15 protein-coding genes and 1 pseudogene are annotated in these 16,215 nt (G+C 66.0%); 8 read left to right on the top strand and 8 right to left on the bottom strand.

Annotated features, from left to right (window positions below; all coding sequences use genetic code 11):
* Positions 1-127: 127 nt before the first annotated feature.
* Positions 128-403: a DUF393 domain-containing protein gene (locus tag FGF80_RS08055; protein WP_138653241.1), complete on the top strand. Its 276-nt coding sequence runs from the start codon at positions 128-130 to the stop codon at positions 401-403.
* On the top strand, positions 327-860 hold the full coding sequence (locus tag FGF80_RS08060; RefSeq protein WP_455429714.1) for a pyridoxamine 5'-phosphate oxidase family protein: 534 nt from the start codon (positions 327-329) through the stop codon (positions 858-860). The genes FGF80_RS08055 and FGF80_RS08060 overlap by 77 nt, the downstream gene beginning before the upstream one ends.
* A gap of 16 nt (positions 861-876) precedes the next feature.
* Here FGF80_RS08060 and FGF80_RS08065 read toward each other — a convergent pair whose 3' ends face one another.
* From FGF80_RS08065 to FGF80_RS08085, 5 genes and pseudogenes are all read right to left on the bottom strand, one after another.
* The gene (locus tag FGF80_RS08065) at positions 877-3,441 is read right to left on the bottom strand and encodes a heavy metal translocating P-type ATPase (RefSeq protein WP_138653243.1); all 2,565 of its coding nucleotides are present in this window, start codon (positions 3,439-3,441) and stop codon (positions 877-879) included.
* Positions 3,442-3,558: 117 nt separating this feature from the next.
* The gene (locus tag FGF80_RS08070) at positions 3,559-4,785 is read right to left on the bottom strand and encodes a beta propeller repeat protein (RefSeq protein WP_138653245.1); all 1,227 of its coding nucleotides are present in this window, start codon (positions 4,783-4,785) and stop codon (positions 3,559-3,561) included.
* Positions 4,786-5,068: 283 nt separating this feature from the next.
* A pseudogene (locus FGF80_RS19895) lies at positions 5,069-5,173 on the bottom strand (arsenate reductase/protein-tyrosine-phosphatase family protein); the annotation flags it as partial.
* A 17-nt stretch (positions 5,174-5,190) separates the two neighbouring features.
* Positions 5,191-6,354: an ACR3 family arsenite efflux transporter gene (gene arsB, locus FGF80_RS08080; protein WP_049908102.1), complete on the bottom strand. Its 1,164-nt coding sequence runs from the start codon at positions 6,352-6,354 to the stop codon at positions 5,191-5,193.
* The gene (locus tag FGF80_RS08085; protein ID WP_138653247.1) at positions 6,347-6,745 is read right to left on the bottom strand and encodes an ArsR/SmtB family transcription factor; all 399 of its coding nucleotides are present in this window, start codon (positions 6,743-6,745) and stop codon (positions 6,347-6,349) included. Before FGF80_RS08085 ends, arsB begins: the two co-directional genes overlap by 8 nt.
* Before the next feature lie 140 nt (positions 6,746-6,885).
* Between FGF80_RS08085 and FGF80_RS08090 the strand changes: the two genes are divergently transcribed.
* On the top strand, positions 6,886-7,305 hold the full coding sequence (locus FGF80_RS08090; protein WP_083864596.1) for a RidA family protein: 420 nt from the start codon (positions 6,886-6,888) through the stop codon (positions 7,303-7,305).
* Positions 7,306-7,520: 215 nt separating this feature from the next.
* On the opposite strand, the gene FGF80_RS08095 is transcribed toward FGF80_RS08090, so the two are convergent.
* A complete protein-coding gene (locus tag FGF80_RS08095; protein WP_006185988.1) occupies positions 7,521-7,817 on the bottom strand; it encodes an Hsp20/alpha crystallin family protein in 297 nt (98 codons plus the stop codon).
* Positions 7,818-8,068: 251 nt separating this feature from the next.
* Here FGF80_RS08095 and FGF80_RS08100 point away from each other — a divergent pair, with 251 nt between their 5' ends.
* Complete coding sequence (locus FGF80_RS08100) at positions 8,069-8,809, top strand: hypothetical protein (protein WP_138653249.1); 741 nt, start codon at positions 8,069-8,071, stop codon at positions 8,807-8,809.
* Positions 8,810-8,905: 96 nt separating this feature from the next.
* Here the strand turns inward: FGF80_RS08100 and FGF80_RS08105 are convergent, their stop codons facing one another.
* Together FGF80_RS08105 and FGF80_RS08110 are read right to left on the bottom strand one after the other, a co-directional pair.
* Positions 8,906-10,495, bottom strand: coding sequence for a sulfatase (locus FGF80_RS08105; RefSeq protein ID WP_138653251.1), 1,590 nt, complete (start codon positions 10,493-10,495; stop codon positions 8,906-8,908).
* A gap of 260 nt (positions 10,496-10,755) precedes the next feature.
* Complete coding sequence (locus FGF80_RS08110; RefSeq protein WP_006185991.1) at positions 10,756-11,661, bottom strand: phosphatase PAP2 family protein; 906 nt, start codon at positions 11,659-11,661, stop codon at positions 10,756-10,758.
* A gap of 185 nt (positions 11,662-11,846) precedes the next feature.
* Between FGF80_RS08110 and FGF80_RS08115 the strand changes: the two genes are divergently transcribed.
* From FGF80_RS08115 to trpB, 4 genes are all read left to right on the top strand, one after another.
* Positions 11,847-13,532: an NADH-quinone oxidoreductase subunit D gene (locus FGF80_RS08115; RefSeq protein WP_138653253.1), complete on the top strand. Its 1,686-nt coding sequence runs from the start codon at positions 11,847-11,849 to the stop codon at positions 13,530-13,532.
* A 179-nt stretch (positions 13,533-13,711) separates the two neighbouring features.
* Positions 13,712-13,855 carry a hypothetical protein gene (locus FGF80_RS19130; RefSeq protein WP_006185993.1) on the top strand — a complete coding sequence of 48 codons (144 nt, stop codon included), beginning with the start codon at positions 13,712-13,714 and terminating at the stop codon, positions 13,853-13,855.
* A gap of 3 nt (positions 13,856-13,858) precedes the next feature.
* Entirely contained in the window at positions 13,859-14,842 is a 984-nt protein-coding gene (locus tag FGF80_RS08120; protein ID WP_138653255.1) for a YeiH family protein, read from the top strand.
* A 180-nt stretch (positions 14,843-15,022) separates the two neighbouring features.
* Positions 15,023-16,174: a tryptophan synthase subunit beta gene (trpB, locus tag FGF80_RS08125; RefSeq protein WP_138653257.1), complete on the top strand. Its 1,152-nt coding sequence runs from the start codon at positions 15,023-15,025 to the stop codon at positions 16,172-16,174.
* The last annotated feature ends 41 nt before the right edge of the window (positions 16,175-16,215 follow it).

Below are 16,215 nucleotides of genomic sequence, written 5' to 3' on the forward strand. Positions count from 1 at the left end.
TCCCAATAATGTTCTGGCGAGCGAATCGATCACGCCCAGCTCGTGGCGTGCACCTGTCACTGCCGAACCGGTCGGCCGGGGACCGTCGCGGGCCATGCGTTTGTGTCTCGAGCCCGTACAGACGAGGATGACCGAGGCGACATTCGTCTACGGCGACGGCTGCGGCTTCTGTACGTGGTGGCCGGCGGACGTCGACGAGCGAACGGCCCTCCGCACCGTCGGCTTCAGCGACTGTACCGACGTCGCCGAGCTGGTGAGGGATGCCGTCGAGTTCCTCCGTCAGTTCGAGGACGACGAACGCATCCGCGAGCGCTCCTCCCAGTGGGTTGCCGACAACCGCGGCCGTTTGGGAACGTCTCTCTCGAAGACGCCGCCGGCGCGCCAGCAGTCCGACGACGGCTGACCGAGCGACGGTCGACGCCCAGGGGCGACCGCACGCGGTCCCGATCTGTTTCGCGGTGCTCGAGCCCGCGGCTCGAGCGGTTCGGCCGGAGCCGACGAACGCGAGTGGGACCGGGAACGGTACACCGGACGACGGAACCGGCGGTATCAGACTCGTCTCGGCGATCGACGAGAAGCCGAAATCGACCGCCGACCTCCAGCGCGTGCGGAACGTTCGGGCGAACCCGCGCGTGACGGTGCTCGTCGACCGCTACCGCGAGGACTGGTCGCGTCTCGCCTGGCTTCAGGGTCGCGGCTGGGCGCGGATTCTCGAGTCCGACGCATCGAGCCACGCCGACGCCGTGAGCGCGCTCGAGGCGAAGTACGACCAGTACGGACGCCACGAACTCGGCGACCGTCCGATCGTCTCGATCGCGATCAGGCGGACCGTCTCGTGGGGAACGCTCGCGGACGAATAAGCGCGTGCGAATGCGGTCAGTCGTCGACGAGCGATCGCTCCGCGTTCCCGACGATGAGAAGGGTCCCTGCGACGACGGCGACGGTCGTCACCAGCGGGTTTACGACGCCGAGGGCGGCCGCGGGGACGGCGATCGCGTTGTAGACGAACGCGAGCCCGAGGTTCTGCCTGAGCCGGGCGCGTGCGGCCCTCGCCAGGGCGAACGCACGTTCGACCGACGCGAGGTCGTCGTCGACGATCGCGATGTCGGCGGCATCGGCGGCGAGCGCCGTCCCGCTGCCAAGCGAGATGCCCAGATCGGCCGCGGCGAGCGCGGGTGCGTCGTTCGTCCCGTCGCCGACCATCGCCACGCGGTCCTCGACCTGCATCCGCTCGACCGCCGCCGTCTTGCCGTCCGGCGAGACGCCCGCGAAGACGTGATCGACGCCCGGGTGCCGGTCGAAGACGTCGGCCGCCGTCCCGTCGTCACCGGTCAGGACCACGATGTCGACCCCGTCTTCGTCCAGGGCCGCGACCGTCTCGTCCCACGCCTCGCGGGGTTCGTCGCCGACGATCACGACGCCCTCGGCGGCCCCGTCTCGGCCGACGACGACCGGGAGCCGGCCGGTCTCGCGCGCCCGTTCGATCGTCGCCTCGAGATCGGACGCGAGCGTCCACCCGCGGTCCCGAAAGAGGTCGGGATGGCCGACCAGTACCGGCCGGCCGTCGACGATGCCCTCGACGCCGGTCGCGTGGGTGTGAAACTCTTGGACCGGTAACTCGCCGGGGACGGCCGATCCGCCGTCGGTACGGGCCGTTCCGTCGGCGTCGACCGCATCACCGTCGCCGCCGAACGCCCCGGCGATCGCCGCCGCGGCCGGGTGGGCCGCTCGCTGCTCGAGGGCGGCGGCGGCCGCGAGCAGGTCGTCGGGAGCGTCGGCTTCGCGAACGGTCATCTCCCCGGTCGTGAGCGTCCCGGTCTTGTCGAAGACGACGATGTCGACCGCGCGCAGGCGCTCGAAGACGGTCTCGTCGAAGACCACGATCCCGCGCTCGAGGGCCGCCTCCAGGCTCGCGGCGACGGAGTACGGCGTCGCGAAGCCGAGCGCCCACGGGCTGGCGACCATGAGCGTCATGAGGGCGGCCAGGGCGGCGGTCAGCCCGCTCGCCCCGGTGAGGAACACGCCCGCGCCGACGACGATCGCGGCGGCGATGACGATCGGGACGAGGGTCGCGGCGAACTCGTCGGCCCGGTGTGTGACCCCGTGGTCCGCGCTCTGGACGTTCCAGACGACCCGCGTGAGCCGCTCGATGCTGCTGGTCGTTCGCTCGCCGACGTCGACCACCGCCGCATCGGTGGTGACGACCGACCCCCCGACCACGTCGTCGCCCGCCGTTTTCGAGACCGGGAGGGACTCGCCCGTCACGACGGCCTCGTCGACCGCACAGTCGCCCTCGGACAGCGTCCCGTCGACGGGGATGCGCTCGCCCTCCCGGACGAGCACGCGGTCGCCGGACTCGAGGTCGGCGACGGGGAGTTCCGTCGTCGAGCCGTCATCGGCGTACAGCCGAGCGGTGTCGACCTGCGAGACGGTGAGGTCGGTCAACCGGTCCGTCGCGCGGCGCTTGACCGTCGCCTCGTAGTAGGTCGCGCCCATCACGACCGAGGCGACGATGATCGTCAGATCGAAGTAGAGATTGGTCTGCCCGAGAGCGGAGACGAGGACGCTGAAGACGTACGCGCTGAGTACCGTCAGGGCCGCGAGCAGGTCCGTCGTGGGCCGTCGGAGTTTCAGACTGACGTACGCGCCCCGCAGGAGCGGGCCGCCGGTCAGGTAGACGATCGCGCCGGTCATGAACAGAAACAGGGGCAGATACAGCGGCCCGCTGAAGCCGGTGAACGCACCCTCGAAGTGCTCGATCGCCCCCCAGTCGGTAAACGACGTCAGAAACATCGGGTAGAGGACGGCCACGAACGGCAACAGGAGGAACGAGCCGAAGACGACGCCGACGACGTACCGCATCTCGAGCATGTCCTCCGAGCGGCGCTTCCGAAGCCCGGACATCTCCCGGGAGCGGCGGGTGCCGCCGGTCTCGTCGTCGGCGGTCGCGTCCTCCCGGAGATACGCCGTGTAGCCGAGCGTACTCAACGCGTCCGCGAGCGCGTCGGTCGCGATCCGTTCGGGATCGTGATCGACGCGGATCGTCTCCGTGACGTAACTCGCCTCGGCCTCGCAAACGCCGTCGCGACCCTCGGCGACGGCCTCGAGGAAGGCCTCGCAGGTCGCGGAGTGCATGCCGTCGATCCGGAAGAACGTGCGGACGGTCCCGGCCGGTCGTTCGTCGCCCGTTGCGGTCGGCTGCGGGTCGGTCTGCGGGTCCGTGGACTGCGAGGGGTCGCCGTCGTCCACGGCGGAGCCGCCGCCGTCGTCACTCGTCCCGAACTCGGCGGCCACGTCTCGGCAGCCGGCCGAGCAGAACTCGTCCGGGGCCGACTCGGCGTCGGGCTCCGGGCGCGGTGTCCCGCACAGCCGACAGCGGTCGTCCCAGTCGCTGCCCGTGCGTCGATCGCTCACAGTGGTAGCTGTGGGTTCGACGGCCATAACAGTGACCGATCGTACCGCCCGCCGAGGTGGCCGGCTCGCTGCCGAGTCGCGTCCTCCGCCGACGTTTTGGCGTCCGGGCCGCTCGCGATCGGGGATGTCGCCCCGTCGCGGCGCTCAGCGTCGTTCGACGACGGTCCCCTCCTCGCCGACCGCGACCGCTCGCTCGCCGGTGGTCGCCGTCGAAACGGCGATGAGTGCGTCCGGTGCCTGCGTCCCGACCCGGTCCCAGCCGGCCGCACGCGTTCGTTCATAGAGCACGCCGTCCGCGTCGCAGGCGATCGTCTCCCCCTCGCGGCGGGCGATCCCGCAGATCGCCTCGTCACCGACCCGGTCCGGCGTCCACGTCGAGCCCCCGTAGCGGTGGACGACCCCGTCGTCGTCGCTCACCAGACAGTCGCCCCGTCCCAGCGTCGCGAGGGCCTCGAGCGTGCCGCCGGCCCCGTCGAGACCGACGCGATCGAACGAGTGGCCGCCGTCGGTCGTCTCGAAGACGCTGTCGTTCGTGTCACAACAGTAGCCGACCGACGCATCCGCGAGCGCGATCGCGCTCAGACTCGCGCCGCTGCCCGGCGTGATCGGGTCGTCCCACGCGCACTTGCCGTCACGATACCGTCCGCGGAGGACGGTCCCGGAGCCGGTGATCAACAGAACCGTCTCGTCCCCGCTCGTCCCGCCGACGGCGACCCCCACCCAGTTGTCAGTGCTGTCGGCGGGTGCCGTGTAATCCGTGTGACGCCCCGTCTCGGCCTCGAGCCGGCCCAGCGAGCCGCTGTCGCCTGCGACCCAGACCGCCTCGCCCCCGTCGGTGGCGTCGACGCCGGTGAGTTCGTCGCCCGCGGCGGCCGGCCCGTCCTCGAGAACGATCGACCACGCACCGGTGTCGGCACCGTCGACCGGCGCTCCCGCGAGGACCAGCCCGTTTTCGCCCACTGCGTAGACCGCTCCGGCGTCGGTCACGCAGACGTCCCGGAGCGTCGCGTCGGTCGGCACATCGACGAGGTGCCAGTCAGCGTCGCGGTCGTCCTCGCCCGCGGCGGCCGGACCGTCCCCGGCCCCGGTCCGCTCGAGGGGCGGGCCACCGCCACCCGCGATAGCCGCATCGCCTTCCCCCTCGGCAGCCGTATCGCCGTCGGTTCGACCCGCCGACGGCCGCCACAGGTAGAGCGCGATCGGGGGCACGATGTAGGTGGCCAGCGCGAGGGCGATGAACCCGCGATGGAAGACTGCCAACGTCCCGAACGCCGTCAGACCCGCCGTCGCGACCGCGTGGACCCATGTCTTCGTGTAGTCGCGAAAGAACGAGACGAAACCGCCGCGCGGGCGCGTATCCTGGGTCGCCATTGGGCGTGGCTGCTCGAGTGAGCGTACCGGACTGGCGCGCAAAAACGTACTGCCGGCACGTCCGGTTCGGGACGGGCGCTCGATCGTCTCCGCGTCCGGGTCCCGATCGACGCGGGCCGCGTCGATCTCGAGGTCGTCCGCGAAGTCGTCTACGGAATCGGCTGGCTGGGTGCCACCAGTCCTGGTTTCGATAGAATCGGCTATCGTAGCGACTGACAGTCGATGCACACCTGATCGCACGAGGGCGTTGCGATCAGTGTGTAAATCGTTTCAGTTGCTACTATAACTCTCGGATATCACGCTCGCGCTCAGCGAAGGCAGATGCCATCTGCGAGCGCCCAGCGTTCTGTATACAGACGAACGCGATACATGTCGTGTTCTTACTCATAGTGTGGTTGCTGTTGATTAGTCGTCTTCTGATACGGCTGTCTCGGTTGGATCGACTATCTGTCCCGTCTCAAAGCCGTCCCAATCGAACGTACGTTGGAAGTACAGCGCCACATGGACGAGTGCGAGCAAGACGGGTACTTCGATAAGCGGGCCGACGACGGTCGCGAAGGCGACACTAGATCCGACTCCAAAGACGGCGACTGAAACGGCAATCGCCAACTCAAAATTATTCGATGCCGCGGTGAATCCGATTGCGGTCGTCGTTGAGTAGTCCGCTCCAATGCCGCGACCCATCCCGAAGCTTACGAGGAACATCACGACGAAGTAAATCGTCAGTGGGACGGCAATCAACAGAACGTCTGCTGGGGCCCCGACAATGTTCTCGCCTTGCGTGGCGAACATTACAATGATGGTGAACAGCAATGCGATCAGCGTCAGTGGATCAATTTTGGGAACAAATTCGTCGTCATACCACTCCTCGCCCTTCGTTCGCGTTCCGACATACCGAGTAAGGAACCCACCTGCAAAGGGGATACCAAGGAAAATAACGATTGCTTCGAACACTTGCATCGGCGTGATATCGAAGGTCGTAATCCCGGTGACAAGCGTCTCCATACCCAATAGCGGCGGGAGGAAGAGGGCAAAGAACCAGACGTACACCCCATAGGTGAGGATCTGAAAGAGACTATTGAACGCGACTAAGCCGGTAACATACTCAGTCGATCCTTCAGCAAGTTCGTTCCAGACCAGCACCATCGCGATACACCGGGCCATTCCGATGAATATGAGTCCAAGGAAATACTCGGGACGAGCCGGTAGACCGGGTACAAGCCCGCTGAAGAAGATGGTTGCAAGCCCGAACATTAGCGTCGGGCCAATCAGCCAGTTCTGAATGAGGCTCAACCCGAGAACCCGCCAGTTACTGAATACAGTCGGAAGCCGCGAGTAGTCCGCCTTCGCCAACGGTGGGTACATCATTAAGATAAGACCGAGTTCGACGAGGTGGAGGTCCTGAATTGGTCGGGTCACTGACGGAGCGGCATAGCCGATGCCGACACCAATCGCCATCGCACCGAAGATCCAGACAGTGAGATACTTATCCAGAAAGTCCATTGACCGTGGATCGCCACAGCTCTCGCAGCCGCAGTTCGGGCCGTGTTCGTGGGTAGTGTTACTCATCGTTCACGCTCCCTCCGAGGACTGTTACGAGGGCGACAGCACGCTTGGTCGCTCTGTACTTCTTCCAGCGTCCGTCGTTCCGACTCGAGACAAGCCCCGCTTCGACGAGTGCTGAGAGCGCATGGCTGAGACCACTCTCGGTCACATCGACGACCGCGTTCAATTCGCAGACGCAGAGTTCCGTTTCTGCGGCGACGAGAACGCGAACGAGCGTATATCGCGTCTCGTTGGCCAGCGCTGAAAGAACGTCGAGTTCGGCGTTGACCTGTTCCGGCCCAATCGCTGCTTCGAGCGTGCTGAGTTCGTTGAGCCGTTCTTCGAGATCCTCGTTGCGACACTCTCCGAGTTCGTCTTCGAGATATCGTTGTAGTCGGTCCATTGCTTGCGCCATCACCAGTCGATTGATGAGATACTAAATTAATACTTCCGGTAGAAATCTGCTGTATCGAGTATGAGGTCTACGTACGGGAAGTATCCACACTATTAGAATAGACCCCAATATTTTTGATTGAGCACTCTCTAAACTCTCCTATGGAAAACAAGCAAAGAGCTGAGTCCCGTCCTGTTCGTATCAGTGAAACCAGTCGGAAGCAACGGAACGGATCGGAGTTCGTTGGTGCGTTCGGGAAGAAAACCGGGAGTTCTGATCTTCTTTTTACTGAGGGCCTACTTCCAGAACAGGATGGCACAGTCGCTCGTAACGAACCACCGTCGCGGCAGTTAGAAATTTGTCTCGAAAAACTCGAGGCGGAACTGAACCGATATGGCAAAGGCTTGGATAACGTTCTCCAATTAACACTATATCTTACAGATATGGATGCATATGAGGAGATCAATGAGACTTACGAGCAATTTTTCGACACGACGTGTCCTGCGCGGACAACAGTAGGTGTTTGCGAACTGCTCGGTGGTGCGGTGGTGACTGTTGATGGTGTTATCGCCATTGAATGAAGTATTACGTTCGCACACCTACCTAACAGCTGTGTCACCGGATACGATGTCTAACGAATCGGGTTTCAACAGAGCCAGTTGCTACTATACTCGTCGCTCATCGTCGTACCCGCGATTCGACACCTCGCGGGATCAATCTCGGGCAAGCGAATACCGGCTACCGGAGTCGAGCGGTCGGATCGGCCCGCTCGAGGCCGTGTGGTCCGGACTACCGATCACTCCGTGCGGGGCCGCGTGACCAGCGAGACGGTGAGAATACCGTTGTTGTAGCTCGCCTCGCGATCCTCGCCGAATGCGAGGTCCGACGTGAGCGGTGTGACGGTCCGCTCGAGGACGTGGTCCCCCCGGTCGACGGTGAGTCGGAGGCGACGGGAGTCGGCTTCGATCGTCACGTCGTCGATTCCTGCGGGGGCGATGTCGACGACGGCTCGGAACCGGTCGGCCGCGTCCTCGTAGACGAACTGCGTCGGGAAGGGAAACGACGCCGCGTCGGGTGCCGAACTGGCGGACATGAGACGGCGTTCCGCCGACGGACGGAAGGGTCCCAGGGTGAACAGGTGTACGTTTGATATCCCTGTCGAGCACGGGATGGACGGCAGCCGCCCGGCGGTCCGACCGCGCAGTGGGGACGATCGGGACCGGCCACCGGTCCCCAAGTCACTGTCGCGAGCGAGCGGGAGACGCGAACGGGCGTCGTATACTGATTTTATACCTCACATATCGGAACAGCAGTCATATAGTCGTCCAATGGGAATCAGCACTCGTGACTACTAAACTCAATCTCAGCGATGCACTCAGCTACGGGTTCGATCGGATCACGACCCGTGGCGGAGCGATCCTCCTCGTCGTCTACGCTCTGTTCCAACTCGCCATGCAGGTGAGCGTGCAATCGCTCTTTTCGCGGGTGCTCGCGGACGTGTTCCCCGACGAGAAGTCCTCACAGCTCTATCCACTCGCCGTCGACCTGCCGATCGCCGTCAGTGCCGGGGTAACCGCCCTCCTCGTGCTCGTCGGGGCCGTTATCGGAGTCGTGACGATACGGGCGCTATACGCGGGAATCAACGACGTTCCGACGGCGGACCATACCCGCCGACTCGCCCGAACCGCCGGCGTGACGGTCATCGTCTCCGTCGTCACCTTCGTTGCAGTGCTGGTCGGGACGGCCTTTCTCATCTTCCCCGGCATCTTCCTTGCGGTCAGTCTGGTATTCGCCACCGTCGTCGTTATCATCGAGGACGCTGGCGTCATCGAATCGCTCGAGCGGAGTTGGGAACTCTCGTCCGGACATCGGTTTCGCCTCCTCGTTCTCGGGGTGATTATCGGTGCCGGCGGCGGGCTGGTTAGGCTCGCGTTCGGCATCGTCGGCGTGTTCGCTCCCGTCGTCGGCGAGCTAGCGACGACGGTCACGTCCGGCGTTCTCTCCCTGTTCGGTGCCGCGGTTCTCGTCGGTGCGTACCGACAACTCGCCGGGGATCGAGAACCGCGCAGTCCGTCCGAGTGGTGACGGCGGTCCGACCGACGCGGTGATGAGTGTGATTCGACCGGCGGCGATTACGACGGGGGAGCGAGCCACTGTCTCCGCGTCGTCCCGCGGCACTCCTCAGAGGTAGCCGAGGTCCGCCAGCCGCTCTTTGGTCCCGTCGCGCATCTCGACCTCGCCCGTGCCGTTCGCCTCGGCGAGCGGGTCGAACCGGTCCTCGAGTCGCCGCCGCAACGTCCGGACCCGTTCGGGTTCCGCGTCGCTGATATCGGTGTGTTCGAGCGGATCGGTTCGCACGTGGTGGAGCCGCTCGGAGCCGTCGTCGCCGCGGACGTACTTGTACTCGCTCGTGCGGATCGCCCGCAGCCGGCGGTCGAACTCCCGAACGGCTGCCGGAACCTCGCCGAACCGGGCTTCGAGGCGCTCGATCGAGGGCTGCGGCGCGACGTACTCGGCGAAGACGGCGTCGCGGTTCCGAGCGTCGGACGCGGGGTGGAGCGACCGACTCGACCACTGCTCGCGGAGCTCGGGATCGTCGATTCCGGCCGTCTCGAGCAGCGTCGCCGGGAGGTCGAGCAGTTGGGCGAGGTCGGACCGTCGCCCGCCGCCGGTGAACTGACCCCCGTGACAGACCAGCGGGACGGTCAGCAACGTGTCGTAGAGGTTGTACTGGTGGCCGAAGAAGCCGTGTTCGCCGATGTGCTCGCCGTGGTCGCCACAGACGACGAATAGGGTGTCCGGCCACTCGCCCGCGTCCTCGAGAGCGGTTCGGAGCCGACCGAGTTGGGCGTCGACGTAGGCGAGTTCGGCGCGGTAGAGTCCCCGGAGCAGGGCGAACTCGTGATCGGAGATGTCGTAGTCGTCACAGTCGTAGGCGCGGGGGTCCTGTCTGATCGCGGTCGCCTCCTCGTAGCTGGCTCCCACGGGGAGGAACCGTTCGGCGTACTCCCGCGGCGGGTCGTACTCGACGTGGGGTTCGATGAAGTTGCAGAACAGAAAGAACGGACGGCTATCGTCGCGGTCGCCGAGCCAGTCGGCGATCCAGTCGACCGCGCGGGCGGAGCCGTCGTCGCCGGCTGGCTGGAACAGTTCGCTGTAGAGGATGTTGGCGGCGTTGACGACGGGGTTGCCGTCGAAGAGACGTGCGCGGGTCGCGAGGAGTTTCTCACGGATGTCCTCGCCGCGGACGACCGCGCCCATGTCGGCGTCGGACTGAATGTACTGCCAGCCCTTGCGGAGGTCCGCGAAGCCGCGATCGAAGCCGAACTCCGCGGTGATCCAGGTATTGTTCGAGACGCCGATCGTCTCGAACCCCGCGTCGGCGAAGGCCTCGGGAACGGTTCGCAACTCATCGTCGAGATAGGTGTGGCCGCCGTGCGTGCCGTGTTCGGAGGGATAGGTTCCGGTAAAAAGCGACGCATGAGAGGGAAGCGTCCAGGGCGCGGTCGCGAACGCGTTCTCGAACGCGGTTCCCTCCTCGGCGAGTCGTGTCAGTGTCGGCGTCGGGTGCGTGCAAACGGAATCGTCGCTCGAGGCGGGTCGGTCGTCCGGTGCCGAGCGGAGCCCGACGGAACCGGTCGGGGCCGCGTTTCGCTCGGCTGGCACCGACTGCGTCCCGACGCTTTTCGCCCGCGCCGTATCGAGGACGACGAGAACGACGTTCCGCACAGCACGATGTGACTCGTCGTCACGTCCGTTGGAGTCCGACATGGATACGCTACTTCCACGGCAGGCAGGGAAGGTCACCAGCCCGGAGTATGCAGGGCGTCGATGGCTGTTACCGGCTGATTTCCCGACGGATACGCCGAGCACGGGACGATCCGAGATCGGTCCGGGAACCGCGGCGGCCCGACCCTACGGGTCGAGTCGTCACCGTCGACCGCCCCTTCGTCCGGCTGGGGTCCACGAGCGGACGCTGCTGGACCCGGACGCGGACCCGATTCCCCACGGAGCGGCACTCGAGAGCGCGTTCAGAGATCGCTGCCGCGCTCCGAGTAGAGCACGGGAAGCGTGACGAACGCGGCGACGGCGAGCCCGAGGACGCCGCTCCCGGCGAGCGACGAGATGGGCCAGTAGTAGCCCGAGATCGCGAGCAGGGACACGACACCGGCGGCGACGGCCGCGGCTCTCGCGGTGAGGGCGCGGCTCCCGTGAATCGGGCCACGACCCGCGTCGACCTCTCGAGCGAGGGCGGCGAACTGCCAGCCGGCGAACGCGCCGACCGACGCGCCGACGAGCAGGACGGCGTCGGAAGCGGCTCCGCTCGTGACGAACGCGACGGCGGCGAGGGCGACGGCCAGTCCGAACCCGAGCGTGCCCCGCCGGGCCGGGTACCGATCCAGAAGCCGCCAGACGAGGAGGAGAAAGACCAGTCCGATGCCGACGCCGGCGACGACGTCGACGAGGTAATGGACTCCGAGGCCGACCCGGGAGAAACAGACCACCGTCACGATTCCGGCGGCTCCGACGTATCGCTGGCGGCGCGTGCCGACGGAGCCGTACTCGGCCAGGCTCAGGTAGACGATCGTCGTCAGCAGGGCGTGGCCGCTCGGAAACCCGTACCCGGTCGCCGTCGCGGTGGCCTCGTACAGCGGGTGGACCGCTTCCGGGAGCGCCTCGATGTCCACGAGCGTCCGCTCCGGCCGCGGCAGCGCGAAGACGTGTTTCAGCGCCGTGATGAGCGACAGGCCGGCCAGCAGTAATCCGAAGACGGCGGCGATCCGGTCTCGGTTGTCGGTCTCCAGCCAGTAGCTGGTCCCGACGAGCGCCCCCAGGAACCACACGTCGCCGAGTTGGGTCACCACCCCGAGTACGACGACGGCCCACTCGGGGGCCACCTCGCGGAACGCGTCGAACCAGCCGATCCCTCGAGTCATACTTACGCTACGGACGACGACGCATATAAGCGATTCCGCTCGGCCGGACGGCCGACGCCGCGAGCGGCCCCCGATCGATGTCGTTCACTCGCCGCGGACCGTCACGCGAACGCGGGAAAACCCTCATTTCCGTGTCACCTGTAGGTTTCCGAGACGCGCCATCGCTCGGCGTACGAGGGACCCTCATGAGTGAGATATCGGAGCCCCAGCGCGGGCGTATCGATCCGGAGTACGACCACCGGCGCGTGGACGGCGTCGACGAGGGGCGACTCGAGACGCTGCTCTCCGAGTACGCGATCGGTCGGGACGATCACGAGAACGCGCCCGCGTTCGTGATCCGACCGGACGACGTGCAGGCGGTGATTCGCCTGTTGCGCGACGAAGCCGGGTTCGACCACCTCTCGTGTATCACGTCCCAACAGTACGAGGATCGCTACGAGTCGATCGTCCACATGACCAAATACGATCGGCGGACCCACGAGGTGACGCTGATCGTTCCGTTACCGCCGGCCGAGCCGGTCTGTGAATCCGCCGAACCGGTCTTCCGGACCGCCGACTGGCACGAGCGGGAGGCCTACGACCTCGTCGGCATCGAGTACGCCGGCCACCCGGACCTCCGTCGAATTCTCCTCCCTGAATCGTGGCAGGGACACCCGCTCGCACTCGAGTACGACCAGGACAAACCGCAGGTCGTCAGCTACAGCGAACACGCGAACCCGCTCGCGGCGGACCACCGCGTCACCGAGTCGGACACGATGTTGCTCAATATCGGGCCACATCACCCGGCAACCCACGGCGTGCTCCACCTCGAGACGGTACTGGACGGCGAGTCGGTCGTCGAGGTCGACCCCGATATCGGCTACCTCCACCGGTGTGAGGAACAGATGTGCCAGAACGGCACCTATCGTCACCAGATCATTCCGTACTCGAACCGCTGGGACTACACGGCGAACCTGCCCAACGAGTGGGCGGTCGCCCGGGCGATCGAGGACATCGCCGACATCGAGGTTCCCGAGTACGCGCAGGTCCTGCGGACGATGGCGACCGAGTTCGGACGACTGCTCGGCCACTTCCTCGCGGTTTCGACGTTCGCCCTCGACGTCTACGGCGACTTCACGGCCATCTTCCAGTACGGCATGCGCGATCGCGAAGTCGTCCAGGACATCTTGGAGGACCTGACCGGCCAGCGGATGATGTTCTACTTCTTCCGGCTGGGTGGCGTCTGCTGGGACCTGCCCGACCCCCGCGCGGCGTTCATCGAGAAGTGCCGGGACTTTCTCGACGAACTCCCCGCGAAGGTCGACGAATACCACGATCTGCTGACCGGCAACGAGATATTCCAGATTCGAAGCATCGATACCGGCGTCCTCGAGCCAGCAGTCGCCAAAGAGTACGGCTGTACGGGCCCCGTCGCTCGTGGTTCCGGGATCGACTACGATATCCGACGGGACGACCCCTACGGCTACTACGACGATCTGGAATGGGATGTCGTCACCGAGGACGGCTGTGACAACTACGCGCGTGTCCTGGTCCGCCTCCGCGAGGTCGAGGAGTCGGCGAAGATCATCGAGCAGTGTCTCGACTTGCTCGAGGACTGGCCCGAGGACGAGCGGACGGTCCAGAGTAACGTCCCGCGGACGCTCAAGCCGGACGCCGGAACCGAGACCTACCGCGCCGTCGAGAGCGCGAAGGGCGAACTCGGAATCTACATCCGTGCGGACGGCTCGAACTCGCCGGCGCGGTTCAAGATCCGCAGCCCGTGTTTTCACAATCTCTCAGCGCTGCCGGAGATGGCCGAGGGCGAGTACGTCGCGGACCTGATCGCGTCGCTCGGGAGTCTCGACATCGTGCTGGGAAGCGTCGACCGGTGATCGGTCGGACGCACGCGGCTCCCGTCTCGGCCGATCGACACCGAACGCCGAGTCCTCGAGCGGCGTCGCAAGGAACCGACCGGTCACGACACCCGTCCGCCGCAAGTAGCAGCAATATAGTCCGCTATCTCCGACGAGAGGGAGAACTATTAACTGTCGCGGTATCAGGAGTCGAACGTATGTCGATGTCGATCGATCGGTGGCGGTGGAGTACCGTCATCAGAGATCGCTGGACAGCGCTCGAGCGCGACTGGCAGAGCGTCGTCGTCGGTGCAACGATCGTCGGACTCGTCAGCGTTCTCGGCCTGCCGATCCCCTGGTGACGAATGGGCGTCCGTCGACTCCTTCCGGGGATCGTCGCGCTCTGTCTCGGTGCCGTCCTGGCCCGGTGGGTCGCCCGCGTCGTCGGCGTCAACCACCTGCTCGTCGCCATCGCGCTGGGCGTCGTCGTCTCGAACGCCGTCGGCCTCCCGGACGACTGTGACCCCGGCGTCGCGACGCACAAACTGTGGCTCGGGTCCGGGATCGTCCTCATGGGTGCGTCGATATCGACCGCGACGGTTCTCGAGGTCGGGGGACCGGTCTTTCTCGTCGTGCTCGCCGTTACCGGGATCACGCTCGTCGTCGTGGAACTCCTCGCGCGAAACGTCTTCGGCCTGACCGAACGGCTGGGGACGCTGCTCGCGGCCGGGGCGAGCATCTGTGGCGTCTCGGCGGTCGTCGCGGTCGCCGGTGCCGTCCGGGCGACGGAAGACCAGGTCGCCTACGCGGCGGCCACGGTCCTGCTGTTCGACGCGATTACGATCGTCGTCTACCCGATCGTCGGCGACCTGCTCGACCTGTCCGGCGCGGTCTTCGGAACGTGGGCCGGCGTCAGTATGTTCTCGACCGGGCCGGTCGTCGCGGTCGGCTTCGCCTACTCCGACGCCGCCGGTCAGTGGGCGACGATGACCAAACTCTCGCGAAACGCCCTGATCGGGGTCGTCGTTCTCGGGTACGCGAGCTACTACGCACAACGTGGAGACGACGGCGCAGCCTCCGTCCGGACCCTCTGGGCCGAGTTCCCGAAGTTCGTGCTCGGCTTTCTCGCCCTCGCCGCGCTCTCGAGTCTCGGCGTCTTTTCGTCGGCCCAGCAGGCCTCGATCGAACACGCGTACAACTGGTTGTTCCTGCTTGCGTTCGTCGGCCTCGGGACCGAAATCCGCCTCGCCGACATCAAGAGCACCGGGCTACTGCCCGCGGTCGTCGTATTGCTGGCGTTGCTCGTCGGGAGCCTCCTCTCGTTGACCGTCCTCTCAGTGCTGTTCTGAATTCGTTGCGAGGGGTGGCCGATCCGGTCCCGTGGCTCCCGATCCGTTCGGAGACCGTGTCATCGGTGTCGGTAATACTTTCGGCCGCACCCCGGGGGCCGCCGCGCCGCCGCTGGCTGCGAGGCTGAGCCCTCGAGCGCACGGAACTTACTTGACGATGAGCGCGCAACCAACCGTCATATGTCCAACGGAACGTTCGAGGGCTACGGCGGGCGACACGTGCCGGAACCGCTTCGGGAACCGCTCGAGCGACTCGCGACGGTCTACGACGATATCGCGGACACCGAGGCGTTCCAGTCCGAATTACGGGGCGTGCTCGAGGAGTTCGCCGGGCGGCCGACGCCGCTGTACTACGCCCGAAACTTGAGCGAGCGCTACGGGGCCGAGATCTACCTCAAGCGGGAAGACCTGCTCCACGGCGGGGCCCACAAGATCAACAACGCGCTCGGTCAGGCGCTGCTGGCCAAGCGGGCGGGTCGCGACCGCCTCATCGCCGAAACCGGGGCCGGCCAGCACGGCACCGCGACCGCGATGGTCGGTGCCCTGCTGGGCCTCGAGACGGAGATCTACATGGGGAAGAAAGACGTCGAGCGCCAGGAAATGAACGTCTTCCGCATGCGGCTCATGGGAGCCGAGGTCAACGAGGTTACCCGCGGCGACGAGGGCCTGGCCGATGCCGTCGACGCCGCGCTCGAGGACTTCGCCGAGAACGTCGAGGACACGCACTACCTGGTGGGCAGCGTCGTCGGCCCCGACCCGTTCCCGCGGATGGTTCGGGACTTCCAGAGCGTCATCGGTCGGGAGGCCCGCGAGCAAATACAGGAGCGGACCGGCGACCTGCCCGACGCCGCGGTCGCTTGCGTCGGCGGCGGGTCGAACGCGATCGGGCTCTTTCACGCGTTTCGGGACGATCCCGTCGCTTTCTACGGTGCCGAAGGCGGCGGCGACGGTGCGACCTCGAGCAAGCACGCGGCCCCGCTCGCGAAGGGGACTGACGACGTCATTCACGGCATGAAGACCCGCGTCATCGACGACGACGTCGAGGTCCACTCCGTCTCCGCGGGGCTCGACTACCCCGGCGTCGGCCCCGAACACGCCATGTTCCGGGCCGTCGGTCGCTGCGACTACACCGGCGTCACGGACGACGAAGCGCTCGCGGCGTTCCGGGAACTGAGCGAGACCGAGGGGATCATTCCCGCACTCGAGTCCAGCCACGGGATCGCTCGCGCGATCGAACTGGCGGAGGCCGGCGAGCACGAAACCATCCTCGTTAACCTCTCGGGGCGCGGTGACAAGGACATGGAGACGGCGGCGGCGAAGTTCGAACTCTGAGCGCCGACTCGAGACGCCACGGGCGGTCCACCGCTCGCGGA

This window comes from Natrinema pallidum (assembly GCF_005890195.1).
In the GTDB taxonomy this organism is placed as follows: Archaea; Halobacteriota; Halobacteria; order Halobacteriales; family Natrialbaceae; genus Natrinema; species Natrinema pallidum.